The organism is Cryobacterium sp. Y29, from assembly GCF_002929825.1.
GTDB lineage: Bacteria > Actinomycetota > Actinomycetes > Actinomycetales > Microbacteriaceae > Cryobacterium.
In genome coordinates this window covers 205708-221417 of the sequence record NZ_PJJN01000036.1, presented here as the reverse complement: position 1 = coordinate 221417, position 15710 = coordinate 205708, and the positions used below count along the sequence as shown (strand labels likewise).

18 protein-coding genes are annotated in these 15710 nt (G+C 64.1%); 14 read left to right on the top strand and 4 right to left on the bottom strand.

Annotated features, from left to right (window positions below; translation table 11 throughout):
• The first annotated feature begins 197 nt into the window (after positions 1-197).
• Positions 198-467, top strand: a complete 270-nt coding sequence (locus tag CXY74_RS14230) for a hypothetical protein (protein WP_104197597.1) — start codon at positions 198-200, stop codon at positions 465-467.
• Between the two features lie 84 nt (positions 468-551).
• Positions 552-1436: a DMT family transporter gene (locus CXY74_RS14225; protein WP_104201022.1), complete on the top strand. Its 885-nt coding sequence runs from the start codon at positions 552-554 to the stop codon at positions 1434-1436.
• A 241-nt stretch (positions 1437-1677) separates the two neighbouring features.
• On the opposite strand, the gene CXY74_RS14220 is transcribed toward CXY74_RS14225, so the two are convergent.
• Genes CXY74_RS14220 through CXY74_RS14210 form a run of 3 tightly spaced genes read right to left on the bottom strand, consistent with a single transcriptional unit; the run spans position 1678 to position 2596 of the window.
• Positions 1678-1992 (bottom strand): hypothetical protein, encoded by a 315-nt coding sequence (locus CXY74_RS14220; protein WP_146070151.1) that lies wholly within the window; start codon positions 1990-1992, stop codon positions 1678-1680.
• Entirely contained in the window at positions 1977-2156 is a 180-nt protein-coding gene (locus CXY74_RS14215; protein ID WP_104201020.1) for a hypothetical protein, read from the bottom strand. Before CXY74_RS14215 ends, CXY74_RS14220 begins: the two co-directional genes overlap by 16 nt.
• 2 nt (positions 2157-2158) lie before the next feature.
• The gene (locus CXY74_RS14210) at positions 2159-2596 is read right to left on the bottom strand and encodes a nitroreductase family deazaflavin-dependent oxidoreductase (protein WP_104201019.1); all 438 of its coding nucleotides are present in this window, start codon (positions 2594-2596) and stop codon (positions 2159-2161) included.
• A 177-nt stretch (positions 2597-2773) separates the two neighbouring features.
• Here CXY74_RS14210 and CXY74_RS17355 point away from each other — a divergent pair, with 177 nt between their 5' ends.
• Positions 2774-2989: a hypothetical protein gene (locus tag CXY74_RS17355; RefSeq protein WP_146070150.1), complete on the top strand. Its 216-nt coding sequence runs from the start codon at positions 2774-2776 to the stop codon at positions 2987-2989.
• Here the strand turns inward: CXY74_RS17355 and CXY74_RS14205 are convergent.
• Positions 2986-4371 (bottom strand): MFS transporter, encoded by a 1386-nt coding sequence (locus CXY74_RS14205; RefSeq protein ID WP_104201160.1) that lies wholly within the window; start codon positions 4369-4371, stop codon positions 2986-2988. The genes CXY74_RS17355 and CXY74_RS14205 overlap by 4 nt on opposite strands.
• 40 nt (positions 4372-4411) lie before the next feature.
• On the opposite strand from CXY74_RS14205, the gene prfB reads away from it, so the two are divergent.
• From prfB to CXY74_RS14150, 11 genes are all read left to right on the top strand, one after another.
• Positions 4412-5524: a peptide chain release factor 2 gene (prfB, locus tag CXY74_RS14200; protein WP_104201018.1), complete on the top strand. Its 1113-nt coding sequence runs from the start codon at positions 4412-4414 to the stop codon at positions 5522-5524.
• A gap of 77 nt (positions 5525-5601) precedes the next feature.
• A complete protein-coding gene (ftsE, locus tag CXY74_RS14195) occupies positions 5602-6711 on the top strand; it encodes a cell division ATP-binding protein FtsE (protein WP_104201017.1) in 1110 nt (369 codons plus the stop codon).
• The gene (gene ftsX / locus CXY74_RS14190) at positions 6708-7622 is read left to right on the top strand and encodes a permease-like cell division protein FtsX (protein WP_104197603.1); all 915 of its coding nucleotides are present in this window, start codon (positions 6708-6710) and stop codon (positions 7620-7622) included. The genes ftsE and ftsX overlap by 4 nt, the downstream gene beginning before the upstream one ends.
• A 102-nt stretch (positions 7623-7724) precedes the next feature.
• On the top strand, positions 7725-8201 hold the full coding sequence (gene smpB, locus CXY74_RS14185) for an SsrA-binding protein SmpB (protein WP_092108491.1): 477 nt from the start codon (positions 7725-7727) through the stop codon (positions 8199-8201).
• A 103-nt stretch (positions 8202-8304) separates the two neighbouring features.
• Positions 8305-9201 (top strand): LysR family transcriptional regulator, encoded by an 897-nt coding sequence (locus tag CXY74_RS14180; protein ID WP_104201016.1) that lies wholly within the window; start codon positions 8305-8307, stop codon positions 9199-9201.
• A 70-nt stretch (positions 9202-9271) separates the two neighbouring features.
• Positions 9272-10348, top strand: a complete 1077-nt coding sequence (locus CXY74_RS14175) for a tartrate dehydrogenase (RefSeq protein WP_199183241.1) — start codon at positions 9272-9274, stop codon at positions 10346-10348.
• 71 nt (positions 10349-10419) lie between these two features.
• Positions 10420-11397, top strand: coding sequence for a tripartite tricarboxylate transporter substrate binding protein (locus tag CXY74_RS14170; RefSeq protein ID WP_104201014.1), 978 nt, complete (start codon positions 10420-10422; stop codon positions 11395-11397).
• On the top strand, positions 11397-12956 hold the full coding sequence (locus CXY74_RS14165; protein ID WP_104201013.1) for a tripartite tricarboxylate transporter permease: 1560 nt from the start codon (positions 11397-11399) through the stop codon (positions 12954-12956). Before CXY74_RS14170 ends, CXY74_RS14165 begins: the two co-directional genes overlap by 1 nt.
• A 1-nt stretch (position 12957) precedes the next feature.
• Positions 12958-13395 (top strand): tripartite tricarboxylate transporter TctB family protein, encoded by a 438-nt coding sequence (locus CXY74_RS14160; protein WP_104201012.1) that lies wholly within the window; start codon positions 12958-12960, stop codon positions 13393-13395.
• A 16-nt stretch (positions 13396-13411) separates the two neighbouring features.
• Complete coding sequence (locus tag CXY74_RS14155) at positions 13412-14503, top strand: tartrate dehydrogenase (RefSeq protein ID WP_146070149.1); 1092 nt, start codon at positions 13412-13414, stop codon at positions 14501-14503.
• Positions 14500-15690, top strand: coding sequence for a mandelate racemase/muconate lactonizing enzyme family protein (locus CXY74_RS14150; RefSeq protein ID WP_104201011.1), 1191 nt, complete (start codon positions 14500-14502; stop codon positions 15688-15690). Before CXY74_RS14155 ends, CXY74_RS14150 begins: the two co-directional genes overlap by 4 nt.
• Positions 15691-15710: the final 20 nt, after the last annotated feature.

Below are 15710 nucleotides of genomic sequence, written 5' to 3'. Positions count from 1 at the left end.
ACACGGACATGTTGTCGACGTGGCAGCCTCCTACCGTGTGGGGGCTTCAGGTTGTGTACCGCAGTCGACACCGTGCCAGCCCCGGTCCCCGGTTGGTAGTGCCGGCGATCTTGAGTCGTCGTTCAACCGGGTTGGTCGCCGCCGGTTGACGTGGCCCAACCCGGCGGCTCTGCAACACCGAGATCGGCTGTGAAATCATGGATGCATTACTGGACGAACACGTCGTGGACGAGCTCGACTTCGATGCACTCCTACCCTGCGAGGGCGTGCACCACGATCGCGGACTCAGCGGTCACGAACCGGCCGAATCGGGGGGCTACATGGTGATTTCACCGTGCTGTGGCCCCAAGGTGATTCAGTGTGCGTCGCGGGTCGACGCCATGCGCGTATCCGGCGTGCTCTATTGCGGGTCGTGCCGGCACGAGCATCTCACCAGCGAATACCAGTTCATTCCGTTGCAGGTGTAGCGGGCGGTTTGCGCCCTTATTTTCAGAGCGGATGCCGCGAGCGGTACTGTCGATAGGTGCCCTGAAGGCGCCGACAGGAGCAGCGTGCGTACCAGGCGGGACAAACTGAGCGGTGCGGGAGCTCAGCTCGCCACCGAGGTCAGCATCAACTTTGGCTCAGCACTGGCCGGACTCCTCATTCCCGTCGTCGGTTCGCCCATCGTGGTCGCGGCCCGCCAAATCGTCATGGTCGTCGTGGTACTGCCGCTCGCCCGGCCCAAGTTGAAAAACCTGACCTGGGCCCGAATCTGGCCGGCGCTGGCCCTCGGCGTCGTGCTCGCCGTCATGAACCTCACTTTCTATCAGGCCGTGAGTATTCTCGGACTCGGCATCGCAGCGACGATTGAATTCCTGGGACCCTTCGCCCTGGCTTTGATCACGAGCCGGCGCATCCTGGACGTCGTGTGCGCTGCGGCCGCCGCCGGGGGAGTCTTTCTGCTGACCTGGTCGGACGGCACTCTCGACCTGCTCGGAATTGCGCTGGCGCTCACCGCGGCGGCTTCGTGGTTCTTCTACATCCTGCTCACCCGCCGGGTGGCGACCGAATTCGCGGGACTGGAAGGCATCTCCGTTGCGAGCATGGTCAGCCTCGTGATCGTGGTACCGATCGCACTGTTCACCCTCGATCTGTCGGCCTTCACCTGGGGCGTCGTCGGACTGCTCCTGCTCGTGGGCGTGGTCTCCTCGGCCTTTCCGTATACGCTCGACACCTACATTTTGCGGCGGATCAGCCCGCGCCTGTACGCGATCATCACAAGCTTCGGCCCGGTGATCGCTGCAGGTTTCGGCGCGCTCGTGCTGGGCGAGACCTTCACACTGCTGCAGCAGATCGCCATCGTCGTCGTCTGCGTGGCGGCCGGCGCGGCAATCGCGACCCAGCGGGACCGGCCAATGTACGACCTCGAGCTGACCGCGACCGCCATTCCCTAGGGCTGATAAATATGCGGGGCCAGACCGTGGCATCCACTCATCGAACAGCGCTACTCGACGCGCAGCCGAGGTGCGTGGCCAACAACGATGCCAGCAGGCTCAGCGGGGCGTCGTCGATCGTCGCTCCGCGCAGTCCCTCAAGGCCGTGCACGGCCGAGAAATCACTCGAACGCAGGTCGACATCTGTGAACTGGGCGCGACCGATTTCGAGGGTGCCGATGCGGCAGTTCTGCAGCTCGAGTCACTGCACGGTGACGCTGCCGAGGTCGAGTTCCCCGATGATGCAGTTACTGAGGAGCACGTCGGTCAGGGCGGCGTTGCGCAGGTTTACGAAATCGAGCTTCGAGCCGTTGATGTGCATGGAACGCATCCTTGCCTCGTAGGTTTCAACCAAACCAAACCAAGCCAAGCCGAGCCGAGCGCGCTCGATGCGTACGTCACGCGAGCTGGAGCGCGGCGCGCTGGGCACCGGCGCATGCAGGTCGGTCGCGAGGCACTCCGAAAAGAATGCCCCGCGCAATGCTGTTTCGTGCAGGGACACTAGCTGAATTCGCACTCCTTCAAGGTGCTGCCGGTGAGGTCGCGGCCATCCAAGTCACTGCCGGCGTACCGCTCCGCTTCACGGGCGTCGCCGGAACGCAACGACACACCATCGTCGTCAACACGGTCGTGCAGGATAATACGGTCGATCAACGCCTTGCGGATGGTTGCTTTCGCCACTTTTATTCGATCGGTTCGAGCACGAAGACAGGAATCTCGCGGTCGGTCTTGATCTGGTAGGCGGCGTAGTCGGGGAATGCCGCCACGGCGCGCCTCCACCAGGCGGCTTTTTCGTCGCCGGTGACCTCGCGGGCGCGCATGTCCCACTTCTGGGTGCCGTCTTGCAGCTCGACCTCGGGGTGCGCAACGACATTCGCGTACCAAACCGGGTTTTTGGGGCTGCCGCCGAGCGAGGCGACGGCAGCATACTGGCCGTCGTGCTCGACCCGCATAAGCGGAGCCTTGCGCAGCTTGCCGCTCTTCACGCCGAGGGTAGTCAGCACGATGACGGGCATGCCGCGCAGGGTTGTGCCCTCGGTACCGCCGGACTTCTCATACAGGTCGACCTGATCGCGCACCCACTGGGCGGTGCTTGGCTCGTATTCTCCGATGAGGGGCATGCGTGGGCCAACGCCCGAGCTTCCCAGATCATTCCAAGGAGAATCGGCGCATAACTCCTGCAATCCGGGACCCTCCAGAAGCGGATGCCCGCAAACTCGCGGCAGAATTTTTGGCCGCGAAGAAATTGCAGGAGTTACGCGCTGGAAAGGTGGGGGAAGACGGGTGGGGGAAGACGGGTGAGGAAGAGAGGAAGAGAGGAAGAGAGGAAGAGGGGAAGAGGGGAAGAGGGGAAGAGGGAAAGAGAGGAAGAGAGGAAGAGGGGAAGAGAGGAAGAGAGGAAGAGGGGAAGAGGGAAAGAGGGGAAGAGGGGAAGAAAGGAAGAGAGGAAGAGAGGAAGAGGGGGACGACGGGAGGGAAGGAGGGAAGAGGGGGAAAGTGCCCGAGGCTACTAGAGCAGGGTGCGGGGGCGGTGGGGGGCGAAGCGGGGAATGTAGCGGCTGAGCAGCACGGCGCCGAACAGGCCGAAGACCCCGACGATGCCGCTCGCGATCGACAGCGAAGCGAGCGCGGTGATACCGGCGAGGGCGAGTGGCGCGGCGGCGCTGCCGAAGTCGGCGGTGAATCGCCAGGCGCCGAGAAACGGCGCCGGATACCGCTGCGGTGCGAGGTCAGCGCCGAGCGTCATGAGCAGGCCGCTGCCGATGCCGTTGGCCAGGGAGAGAAACATCGCGATGCCGATGAACCAGCCGACGTTGCTCGGCAGATCGTGCGTGAACGCGAGCGCGACATGGCCGACGCCGAGGCCGATCATCGAGGGTACCGCGCTCCAGATGCGACCGAAGCGGTCCATGATCTGGCCGCTGGCGTAGAACAACACGAAGTCAATGCCGCCGGCGATGCCGATGATGAGCGCCGTGTCGGGCGCACTGATGCCGATGCTGACCGCCCAGAGGGGCAGCATGACGGTTCGGCTGGCGCGCATCGCGCCCACGAGGGCGGCGCCAGTGCCGAGCCGCACGAGCACGCCCCGGTGGACTCGGATGGTCTGAAAGAGGCCGCGTGCGGCGAGTGCCGCGGCATCCGTTTCGGCGGCCCCGGGCGGTGTGACGTCGGCCGGTGACGCGGATGCTCGCCCTTCCGGTACAGCCTGTTCCGGCACAGAGGATTCCGGTGCAGCGCGCTCGGGCGCGGCCTGGTCCGGTACAGACTGGTCCGGTGCAGCGCGTTCCGGCACAGCGCGTTCCGACGCGTCGAGGTCACGGGTGGGGTCTGGCAGAATCACCAGCATCGCGACGGCGAGCACGCAGCAGACGATGAAGACCCAGAACGCGGCCTGGGTGCTGCCGGTGAGGTGGATCAGCGCGGCGGACAGGAACGGCCCCACGAACCAGCCGGCCCGAAACACGCCGCCGAGCGTCGACAGTGCGCGGGCCCGGTAGACGAGGGGCACATAACTGGTCATGAAAGCGTGCCGGGCCAGGGCGAACACGGCCGTCGCGATGCCGATCAAAAAGATTCCCAGGCCGAGTACGAGCGGGTTGGGTGCGGTGAGGCAGATGACCACCGCGCCGATCGTGATGACGGAGGCCCAGATCATCGAGTTGCGTTCGCCGATGCGGGAGACGACCCAGCCGCTGGGAACGTCGCCGACCAGTTCGCCGAGCATAACCATGGCGGCGATCACCCCGGCGATGGCGAGCGTGGCGCCCAGATCATTGGCGACCAGCGGAATGAGCGGAATGATCGCGCCCTCACCCACCGAGAACAGCAGAGTGGGTAGGAACGCCGTCAGGGCGATGGATCGCAGGTTGAGGGCCCGCCGCGCATTACTCATCAGAACCGATGCTACGCCAGCCCGGTAGGCTGGGCGGAACATGATTGACTTGGATTTCTCAGTACAAATCGCCGCGCTGCGGACCACGTTTGGCGACATCCGTTCGGTGATCGACATTGATCGACTGCGCGCGGACATCGACGACCTCAGCGGTGAGGCCGGAATGCCCGATTTATGGGACGACACCGAGCACGCGCAGAAGGTGACGAGCGACCTCAGCCACCGGCAGGCGCAGCTGGCGCGCATCGAGAGCATCACGACGCGGCTCGATGATCTCGAGACTCTCGTGGAGATGGCCAACGACGGCCAGGGCGACCAGGAACTGGCCGATGAAGCCACCGTCGAACTCGCCAGCCTGCAGAAACTGCTCGGTGAGCTCGAGGTGCAGACCCTGCTCAACGGCGAATTCGATGAACGTAACGCCGTCATCACCATTCGCGCCGGTGCCGGGGGAGTGGACGCCGCCGACTTCGCCGAGATGCTGCTGCGCATGTACCTGCGCTACGCCGAACAACACGACTTCCGCACCACCGTGCTCGACATCAGCTACGCCGAAGAGGCCGGCATCAAGAGCGCCACCTTTGAGGTCGACGCCGCCTACGCCTTTGGCACGCTCAGCGTCGAGGCCGGCACCCACCGCCTGGTGCGCATGAGCCCGTTCAACTCGGCCGGCAAACGCCAGACCTCCTTCGCCGCGGTCGAGGTCGTGCCGCTGATCGAACAGACCGAGTCGATCGACGTGCCCGACGGCGACATCCGCGTCGACGTCTTCCGTTCCAGCGGCCCCGGCGGCCAGTCCGTCAACACCACCGACTCGGCCGTGCGCATCACCCACCTCCCCACTGGCACGGTGGTGAGCTGCCAGAACGAGAAAAGCCAGATTCAAAACCGCGCGGCCGCCATGCGCGTATTGCAGTCGCGACTGTTGGTGCTCGAGCGCGAGAAAGAAGCGGCCACCAAGAAAGAACTGGCCGGCAACATCACGGCGAGCTGGGGTGACCAGATGCGCAGCTACGTGCTTGCGCCCTACCAAATGGTCAAGGACCTGCGCACCGAGTATGAGGTGAACAACCCGAGCAACGTCTTCGACGGTGACCTGGACGGATTCATTTCGGCCGGCATCCGCTGGCGCAAGACGGCTCCTGAAGACTAAACGGATGCTGAGGCTTCGGTGCTGGCGGGTATGTCGCTGTTGGGAAAACGCCCGCGGATGCCTAGGCTCTAAGAGCTATGATCCGTTTTGATCACATAACCAAGAAGTACCCCGGCACCACTCGGCCGGCACTGAACTCGATCGACGTCGAGATTTTGCGAGGCGAATTCGTCTTTCTGGTCGGCGCCTCCGGATCGGGCAAATCGAGCTGCCTGCGGCTCGTGCTCAAGGAGGAAAAGCCGACCAGCGGCAGCATCCACGTGCTCGGCCAGGACCTGAGGTCGATCTCGAACCGCAAGGTGCCTTACTTTCGCCGCAACATGGGTGTGGTTTTTCAGGACTTTCGTCTGCTGCCGAACAAGACCGTCTTCGACAACGTCGCCTTCAGCCTGCAGGTCATCGGCAAGAGCCGCGGCTTCATTCAGGAAGCCGTGCCCGACACCCTCAAGATGGTCGGCCTGGCCGAAAAATCCCAGCGCCTCCCGCACGAACTCTCCGGTGGTGAGCAGCAGCGGGTGGCCATTGCTCGCGCCATCGTGAACAAACCACAGATTCTGCTGGCCGATGAGCCCACCGGAAACCTTGACCCCACCACGAGCGCCGAGATCATGTCGCTGCTCGCGAGCATCAATGCCAGTGGCACCACCGTCATCATGGCCACCCACGAAGCTGGCATCGTCGACCAGATGCAGCGCCGGGTGATCGAGCTCGTGCACGGTGAGATCGTGCGTGACGAGCGCCAGGGCGGCTACACCACCGCCTCCATTCCCACCATCGTGCAGGCGTCAACAACGGATGCTCCCACCAGCGAGCCGGCGCCCGTCTCTTACACCCGGCCCGCCGCTGCGTCGGAACCATCGTTGACGCACCCCTCTGCGCCGGTTCCCGAAACCTCCGTATCGTTGCATCAGGCTGCGGCGGCGGCTGTTGCCGCAGCGTCGGCCGTGGCGCCAGCACCGATCGCTGCACCTCCCGTCCAAGCCCCAACTGTCGATGACCCTGCTGTCGATGACCCCGCTGTCGACGACGTCCTCGCTACACCGGTGCCGCCGATGACACGCCCCGTGCTGCCGGTCGCCCAAAACGATGACCCGGAGCAGCTCACTCTCGCCGAGAAACTCGGGCTGCGGGCGCCGGGGGAGAAACCCGATCAAACGGGCGAACAGAACGTGGGGCCGACCCGATGAGGCTCGGCCTGGTGCTGTCCGAGGCCGCGAATGGTCTTCGGCGCAATGCGTCCATGGTCGTCTCCGTCGTGCTCGTGACCTTCATCTCGCTCACCTTCGTCGGTGCGGCCATTCTCATGCAGATGCAGATCGGCCAGATGAAAAACTTCTGGTACGACAAGGCGCAGGTCGGCATCTACATGTGCTCCGATATCTCGCCGGGCGAAACCTGCACCGGCGGCGACGCGTCACCGGAGCAGATCGCCGCCGTCGAAGCCCAGCTGACCTCACCGACCCTGACGTCCTTCATCGACAACTACTATTTCGAGACGCACGAGCAGGCCTTCGAGAACTTCAAGAAGCAGTTCGCCGGCAACCCGGTCGCCGACTATGTCACGGCCGACCAGCTCAACCAGACGTTCTGGGTGAACCTGAAAGACCCGTCCCAGTCCGCGGTGCTGGTGGAGAGCCTGTCGGGGGTTGCCGGCGTTGAGAATGTCGCTGACCAGCGCAAATACCTCGACCAGATCTTCTCCGTGCTCAATGTGGCGAGCTACACGGCCATCGGGATTGCCGGGTTGATGCTGATTGCGGCGGCGCTCCTGATCGCCACCACCATCCGTTTGTCCGCGTTCTCCAGGCGACGGGAACTGGGCATCATGCGGTTGGTGGGCGCGAGCAACCGGTTCATCCAGACGCCGTTCATCCTGGAAGGCGTCTTCGCGGCGCTGCTCGGCTCGCTGCTGGCCGGCGGCGCGATCGTTGCGCTCGTGTACTTCTTCGTGCAGGGCTACCTCGGTGCGAGGCTCACCGGCTTCGCCCTGATCGGCATGGACGATGCCCTCGTTGTGGTGCCCATTTTGCTCGTGGTGGGTGCGGTGCTCGCCGCGTTCTCGGCCAACTTCGCGATCACTCGCTACCTCAAGGTCTAACCCAGAAGCGGATGCCGGGCATGGCAGGGTTCCGCTAGACTGGTGGGCTGTCTGCCGAACGGCCGACGGCATCCGCTTGAAGAAAAGAATCGAGGTGTATACATGCCCAGGGAACGTGGAGAAAAGGTCGTGGCGACCAACCGCAAGGCCCGACATGACTACCTCATCAGTGACACCTACGAGGCCGGGATGGTCTTGAGCGGCACCGAGGTCAAGTCGCTCCGTGCCGGTCGGGCGACCCTGGTCGACGGCTATGCCTTCATCGAGGGTGGCGAGGCCTGGCTCGATGCGGTGCATATTCCGGAATACTCCGGTGGATCGTGGACCAACCACCCCCCGCGTCGCAAGCGCAAGCTCCTTCTGCACAAGAAGGAGATCGTGAAGATCAGCCATAAGACCAAAGAGGGTGGATACACGCTCATTCCGCTGCGCATCTATTTTGCGGACGGTCGCGCGAAGGTGGAAATTGCCGTCGCCAAGGGCAAGAAAGAATACGACAAGCGTCAGACCTTGCGGGAACGCACCGACAAGCGCGAATCGGATCGCGCGATGTCGGCGCAGCGCCACCTCGGCGACTAGGACGTCTCTCCCCTGGGGTGGAGCAGCGCTCGGGACGATATCGATAGGTCCTGCCGGACCGCCGCCGGTGTGAGAGACTCGAAGCTTGTGACGGGAGCGGAACATGGATGTGCGCCATCTGCGATATTTTCTCGGAGTTGTCGACCATGGCGGCTTCGGCCGAGCGGCGGCACAGTTGCATGTGGCACAACCTTCACTGTCCCAGGCCATTGCGGCGCTGGAGCGAGATCTCGGCGTTGAGCTTTTCCATCGCATCGGGCGCACCGTCACCGTGAGCGAACCGGGCCGTGCGCTCATCGAGCCGGCACGTCGTGCCGTTCGCGGACTGGACGCCGTGAGAGCCATGGCCGAATCGCTAAAGGGTCGATTGGTGGGCCATGTTGACCTCGCGCTGATGCCCTCACAGAGCGTTGAGCCATTCAGTACCATCGCCCTCGCCTTCGGAAAGCGCTACCCAGGGGTGACAATTCGGGCCAGGGCCGCCTTCAGTGGAATGGAAACTGCCGAGCTCGTGGCCAGCGGTGCGAGCGAGATCGGGCTTCTCGGCAGTGCTAAGTTCCTGCCACCGGCGGGTGTCATCCTCGAGCACATCGAGGAGCAGGACATGGTGCTCGTTGGCATTCCCGGGGCGCCGTTTCTCGACAATGCCGTCGTGCATCGCCGAGAACTTGCCGGCCAGAGAATGATCGTATCCCCGGCCGGCAGCGTCATGCGCAAAGTCGTCGACGAGATCGTGGCCGCCGGCATTGACGTGGACCTTGCGGTGGAGGTCGAACACCGCGCAGCAATCCTGCCGCTAGTACTCGTCGGCGGCGGACTGGCTGTGCTCCCGGCAGCGTGGACCCGGCTTGCCCGCCTCTGCGGCGCTGCTGTGATGCACCTCGCTCCCGTCGTAACGCTCGAGGTCGCGCTCGCCTACCGAGAAGGCCAGATCCTCACTCCGTCGGCCAAAGCCTTTGTGGCGATCGTGCGCGAATATGCCGCTAATCAGGATGTATAGGAATTTCCTATCGGTTCAATTGGTTTCTTGTCTTGGACGAGGTTCCGACGAACACGGTTGACTCCTGAGCATGGCTAAACAGACTTATCGCATCGCTGCGATCCCCGCCGACGGCATCGGCACTGAGGTCGTCGCGGCCGGGCGCCGCGTGCTCGACGCGGTGGAACGGACATCCGTCACCGAACTCAACTTCGACTGGACCGAATTTCCCTGGGGGTCGCAGTACTACACCGAGACCGGCACGATGATGGCCGATGACGGGCTTGATCAACTGCGCGACTTCGACGCGATCTACTTTGGGGCCGTCGGCTGGCATACGGTCCCCGACCATATCAGCCTCTGGGGGCTACGCCTGGCGATTTGCCAGGGATTCGATCAGTGGGCCAACGTGCGCCCGGTGACTTTTCTGCCGGGAGTGCAGAGCCCGCTGCGAAAGGCTGATCACACTGAACTTGACTGGGTCGTCGTACGTGAGAACAGCGAGGGGGAGTACGCCGGCATCGGCGGCCGCAATCTCGGTGCCCGTGGCCGCGGCTCCGAGGTGGCCCTGCAGACGGCGCTGTTCACCGAGGTGGGCTGCGAACGGATCATGCGTTTCGCCTTCGAACTGGCCCGCACCCGCACGCACAAGAAGGTTTCGAGCGTAACCAAGAGCAACGCCCAACAGTACGGAATGGTCCTCTGGGATGACGTGTTCAAACGCGTCCTGCTCGATTACCCCGACGTCGACACCGAAAGCGTGCTGGTTGATGCGATGGCGGCCAAGTTCGTGCTGCAACCTGAGGAGCTCTCGGTAGTGGTCGCCTCCAACCTCAATGCCGATATCCTCTCCGACCTCGGCAGCGCACTCGCTGGTAGCCTTGGTATCGCCAGCAGCGCGAACCTCAACCCGGAACGCCGGTACCCGAGCATGTTTGAACCGGTGCACGGCTCGGCCCCCGACATCGCCGGGACCGGCGTGGCAAACCCCATCGGCGCAATTGCCAGCGCCGCCCTCATGCTCAGGCACTTCGGCCTCGATGACGACGCCGACCGCATCGACGCGGCCATCAACGCCGTCACCGAAGCTGGCGTGCTACCCCGCGACCTGGGCGGGTTCGCCCCCACCGACACCCTCACCGAGGCCATCATCGCTCAACTCTCCTAAACGATTGGACCGGCCGACCGGAGAGTAGCCAGCACCATAACAGTTCGCAACCGTACCAATGGAGGTACAAGATGAACAGCCGTCGTACGCTACTGAGTCTTATCGGAATGCTGGGGGTTGCCGTTTTGGCTGCCGGCTGCAGCGCGGGAGGCGACTCTCCCGCCGGTTATCCGGAGAAACGCATCGACTATGTGCTGCCCTTCGATCCCGGCGGAGAGTCGGACATCACGGCGCGGCTACAGCAGGAACTGCTCACGGACATACTCGGTCAGAGCGTGAGCGTCTCCTACAAGCCCGGCGGTGGCGGGGCCCTTGGCTGGTCCGAGCTCACCCGCACCGCTCCCAACGGTTACACCATCATGGGTAGCAACCTGCCGCACATCATCCTCCAGCCGATGTTGCGTGGCGACGCCGGCTACGCAACCGAGGACATCAAACAGGTCTACATCTTCCAGAGCACCCCGAATGCCCTGCTGGTCCCGGCCGACAGCGACATCCAGGACCTCGACGATTTCGTCGCGGCAGCCAAGGCTAAGCCCGGCGGCTTGTCGATCGGCGGTAGCGGCGACTTCACCGCGAACCACCTCGGTGCCCTGCTGCTGGGCGACCTGGCCGATATCGACGTGACCTACACGCCCTTCACCGGCACCGGAACTGCTGTCGCCGCCATCCTCGGCGGTCACGTCGACGGGCTCATGAGCTACTCGCCGCAGGTGATCCAGCTGGGGGACCAGGTGCGGGCGATCGCCGTGGCCACCGACGAACGGATGGATGCCCTGCCCGACGTTCCCACCTTCAAAGAGCAAGGCTACGACCTCGTCGACGGCGCCTACCGTGGCATCTCCGTGCCCACAGACACCCCTGACGAGGTTGTCGAGACCCTGCGGGCGGCCTTCGAGCAAGTGAACCAGGACCCCGGTCTGATTGCGGCGTTCAAGGAGCAGGCATTCGTGCTGGAGAACTACGGCCCCGAGGAGGCGGCCGAACTCACCGCCGAGCGCGCCTCCATCTATGAAGATCTCCTGGACCGGCTCGGGATGCTTGACTGATGTTCGATCTCCTCGGGCAGGGGCTTCTGGCCAACCTGACTCCGGCCATGCTGCTCCTCGTGCTCGTGGGCACGTTGAGCGGTATGACCATCGGGGCCATGCCGGGGCTCAGCGCCACCATGGGCGTGGCCCTTCTCGTTCCCTTCACCTTCGCCATGGAACCCACCTCGGGACTCGTTCTCCTCGGTGCCTTCTACATGGGGGCGATCTACGGCGGCTCCTTCACCGCCATTCTGGTCAACGCGCCGGGTACGCCCTCGTCGATTGCTTCGGCCTTCGACGGGTATCCGCTCACGAAGAAGGGCCGCAGCGAGTATGCCATCGTCGGCGCCACCATGGGGTCCTTCGTCGGCGGCATCATCGGCGTGATCGCGCTCATCTTTCTGGCGCCGCCGCTCGCGCAGTTCTCGCTCCGATTCGGCCCCCAGGAATACTTCTGGGTGGCCATCTTTGGGCTCACCATCATCGCCAGTCTCGCCACGGGGTCGCTGCTCAAAGGGCTTATCGGCGGCCTGTTCGGCCTGCTGCTGGCGACCGTGGGCATTGCCCCGGTCGGCGGCGACGTGCGGTTCATCTTCGGAGAGTCCACTCTGCAGGGCGGTATTCCTCTGGTGCCCGCGCTCATCGGGCTGTTCACGATCCCGGAGATCATCAGTCTGGTGGCGCGCCGCACCCGCGACGCGACCATCGCCGACGACGACCAGCAGAAGAAGGACACCGTGTGGGGCATGGTGAAAGACGTGCTGAGCCGTTGGGGCAACCTGCTGCGGTCGTCCCTGATCGGCGCGGCGGTCGGAATTCTACCGGGAGCGGGCGGGAGCATCGCCAACCTGGTCGCCTACAATGAGGCCAAACGGGCGTCGAAGCATCCGGAAACCTTCGGAACCGGCGAGATCGACGGGGTGATCGCCTCGGAAACGGCCAACAACGCCACTGTGGGCGGTGGGTTTATTCCTACCCTCACCCTCGGTGTTCCGGGCACCCCGCCCGACGCCATCATCCTCGGCGTGCTCCTGCTGCACGGGCTGCGCCCGGGCGCGCAGCTGTTCGAAACCTCCGGGCCGCTCGTCTACACCTTCATCATCGCTTTGGCCGTCGCGGCCGTGATGATGGTGCCGGTGGGGCTGATCGCCGGGCGCGGCCTGCAACGCGGCATCATGGCACTGCCGGTGCGATACCTCGCCCCGTCCATCACCGTGCTGGCCATCGTGGGCGCGTACGCGATCCGCAACTCGGTCTTCGACGTCTTCATTATGCTTGCGCTTGGCGTGGTGGCCTACCTGCTCAATCGGGTCGGTATCGGCGGCGCACCTATCGTGCTCGGCCTGGTGCTCGGGACCATTGCCGAAACCGGGTTGGTTCAGGGGATTCTTACCTCCTCTGGGGAAGACCTGCCCTGGCTCACCTTCTTCACCCGACCGATCAGCATCGTGCTCATCGTGATGTGTGTTGTCTCAGCGGTCTGGCCGTTTGTGCAGAAGCGGCGGGCTGAAGCCCGCCGAGCACAAGCCGTGCCGGCCGTTCCCGTTGGGCAGTCCGAACGCGGGGGGAAGAACTGATATGGGCAACATCGTGGGCGGTTTGGCCATGCTCGGCCTGTGCCTGGTCTTCTGGGTGCAACGCGACTACAGCAGTGACAACGGCGGTCTTTTTCCGGATGCCGTGATGATCACGCTCGCCGTGCTGAGCCTGTTCCTCGTGGCGCGCGGCGTGTTCTGGCGCACCGAAACCGGATGGGACGCCGGCGAACGGCTGGGGTGGGGCGGCCTCGCCCGGGCATTCCTGCTCCTTGCAGCCTGGGTGGCGTCACTGCCGCTGCTGGGTTACGTCGTGGGCGGAATCGTGTTCTTCACCCTGATGGCCCTGCTCATGCGCACCGAACGACCCACCCTCAAGAACGTGGCGCTCGACCTCACCGTGGCATTCGTCGTAGTCGGTGGCTTCTACCTCGCCTTTACCCGCGTTCTGTTTGTCAATCTTCCCGAACTTTTTATCTGACCCGGAGGTATCTTCCATGACCATTCCCACCCACCGTATTGCCGTGATTCCCGGCGACGGCATCGGCACCGAGGTGATGCCGCCCGCGCAACGGCTGCTCGAGCTGGCCGGAACCCGGTTCGGCTTCGCCTTCGAATGGCAACAGTTCGACTGGAGTTGTGAGTACTATTCCCGGACCGGGGCGATGATGCCCGCCACCGGTCTCGAGCAGCTCGCCGAGTGCGATCAGATTCTGCTCGGCGCGGTGGGCTTCCCCGGGGTTCCCGACCATGTCTCGCTGTGGGGGCTGCTGATTCCGATCCGGCGCGCGTTCCAGCAGTACATCAACCTGCGCCCAGTGAAACTCTTGCCCGGAATTGAAAGCCCGCTGCGCACCGTACCCGCCGGCGGCATCGATTTTCTTGTCGTCCGCGAGAACAACGAGGGCGAGTATTCCGAGAGCGGCGGCCGTCTGTACCGCGGGCTGCCGCAGGAGATGGCCATTCAGGAATCGATTTTCACCCGCTTCGGGGTGACCCGGGCCATGCGTTACGCCATTGATCTGGCCCAGTCCCGCGCGGGCAAGCTCGCGTCGGCGACCAAGTCGAACGGAATCATTCACACGATGCCGTTCTGGGACGAAATTCTTCGCGAACTGGGGCAGGAGCATCCGCTGCTTGATATTTCGGAATACCACATCGACGCGCTTGCGGCCCTGTTCGTGCTCGACCCGGGCCGCTTCGATGTGGTCGTGGCGTCGAACCTGTTCGGCGATATCCTCACCGATCTCGGCGCGGCCATTATCGGCAGCATCGGCATCGCGCCCTCGGCCAACCTCAATCCCGAGGGGGAATTCCCCTCGATGTTCGAGCCCGTGCACGGGTCGGCTCCCGACATTGCCGGCCAGGGCACGGCGAACCCGCTCGGCCAGGTCTGGGCTGCGTCGATGATGCTCGACCACCTCGGCCACCCCGAGGCCGGGGCCGCCCTCGTTGACACCATGGGCCACGTGTTGGTCGAAACGGATGTGCGCACCCCCGATCTCGGCGGACGCGCCACCACCGAGGAGGTTTCCGACGCCCTCGCCGACGCCTTCGTCGCCGTGACTGCCGAGGCGGTGCTGCGATGAGAATCGTTGACGTGCGCGAGGAGACTATGCCGATCAGTTCGCCGATTCGCAACGCTTTCATCGACTTCAGCAAGATGACCCTGAGCGTGGTCGCCGTGGTCACCGACGTGGTGCGGGACGGTCGCCCGGTGGTCGGCTACGGTTTCAACTCCAATGGCCGCTACGCTCAGGGCGCGATTATTCGAGAGAGGATCATCCCGCGCGTTCTCGAGGCTGATCCGGAGTCTCTGCTCGATCCGGAGCGTGACAATATCGATCCTGGGCGGGTGTGGGATGCCATGATGACCAATGAAAAACCGGGCGGGCACGGGGAACGCTCCGTGGCCGTGGGTACCGTGGACATGGCGGTCTGGGACGCCGTGGCTAAGATCGAGCAGAAGCCGCTGTTCCGGCTGCTGGCGGAGCGCTTTGGCGGGGGCGACGCGGCCAACCCAAAGGTGTTTGTATACGCCGCTGGCGGCTACTACCACCCCGGGAAGGGTGTGCAGGGGCTCACCGATGAGATGCGCAGCTACTTCGACCGCGGGTACAGCGTGGTGAAAGCCAAGATCGGTGGGGTGCCGCTTGCCGACGACCTGCACCGCATCGAAGCGGTTCTGGACATGCTGGAGCCACACCAGCGGCTCGCGGTCGACGCCAACGGACGCTTCGACCAGGCCACAGCGCTGGAGTACGCGCACGCACTCTCGGCCTATGACCTGTTCTGGTACGAGGAACCGGTGGACCCGCTTGACTTCGAGGCGCAGGCCGCCGTTGCCGCCGTGTACGACAAGTCCATCGCCACCGGCGAAAACCTGTTTTCGATGCAGGATGCCCGCAATCTGATTCGCTACGGGGGCCTGCGGCGCGAGACGGACTGGCTGCAGTTCGACTGCGCGCTCAGCTATGGTCTCGTCGAGTATCTGCGCACCCTCGACATGCTCGAGGAGAACGGATGGTCGCGCTCGCGCTGCATTCCGCACGGTGGGCACCAGATGTCGCTGAGCATCGCAGCGGGGCTGGGATTGGGCGGAAACGAGTCCTATCCTGACCTGTTCCAGCCCTTCGGGGGGTTTCCCGATGGTGTCGAGGTGCGCGACGGTTTCATTACAATGCCCGAATATCCTGGAATCGGTTTCGAGGGCAAGGCCGATCTCTTTGCCGTGATGCGTGCAATCGGGGAGCCGTCGCTGGCGACCTGCAGCTAAGTTACTTCTGTTGTATGATG

Excerpts from the sequence above, each read along its gene's own strand:
- CXY74_RS14230 (WP_104197597.1), top strand. The coding sequence starts at position 198 with ATGGATGCATTACTGGACGAACACGTCGTGGACGAGCTCGACTTCGAT.
- ftsX (WP_104197603.1), top strand. The coding sequence starts at position 6,708 with ATGAGGCTCGGCCTGGTGCTGTCCGAGGCCGCGAATGGTCTTCGGCGC.
- CXY74_RS14170 (WP_104201014.1), top strand. The coding sequence starts at position 10,420 with ATGAACAGCCGTCGTACGCTACTGAGTCTTATCGGAATGCTGGGGGTT.
- smpB (WP_092108491.1), top strand. The coding sequence starts at position 7,725 with ATGCCCAGGGAACGTGGAGAAAAGGTCGTGGCGACCAACCGCAAGGCC.
- CXY74_RS14150 (WP_104201011.1), top strand. The coding sequence starts at position 14,500 with ATGAGAATCGTTGACGTGCGCGAGGAGACTATGCCGATCAGTTCGCCG.
- ftsE (WP_104201017.1), top strand. The coding sequence starts at position 5,602 with ATGATCCGTTTTGATCACATAACCAAGAAGTACCCCGGCACCACTCGG.
- CXY74_RS14210 (WP_104201019.1), bottom strand. The coding sequence starts at position 2,596 with ATGCCCCTCATCGGAGAATACGAGCCAAGCACCGCCCAGTGGGTGCGC.
- prfB (WP_104201018.1), top strand. The coding sequence starts at position 4,412 with ATGATTGACTTGGATTTCTCAGTACAAATCGCCGCGCTGCGGACCACG.
- CXY74_RS14155 (WP_146070149.1), top strand. The coding sequence starts at position 13,412 with ATGACCATTCCCACCCACCGTATTGCCGTGATTCCCGGCGACGGCATC.
- CXY74_RS14160 (WP_104201012.1), top strand. The coding sequence starts at position 12,958 with ATGGGCAACATCGTGGGCGGTTTGGCCATGCTCGGCCTGTGCCTGGTC.
- CXY74_RS14165 (WP_104201013.1), top strand. The coding sequence starts at position 11,397 with ATGTTCGATCTCCTCGGGCAGGGGCTTCTGGCCAACCTGACTCCGGCC.
- CXY74_RS14180 (WP_104201016.1), top strand. The coding sequence starts at position 8,305 with ATGGATGTGCGCCATCTGCGATATTTTCTCGGAGTTGTCGACCATGGC.
- CXY74_RS14205 (WP_104201160.1), bottom strand. The coding sequence starts at position 4,371 with ATGAGTAATGCGCGGCGGGCCCTCAACCTGCGATCCATCGCCCTGACG.
- CXY74_RS14175 (WP_199183241.1), top strand. The coding sequence starts at position 9,272 with ATGGCTAAACAGACTTATCGCATCGCTGCGATCCCCGCCGACGGCATC.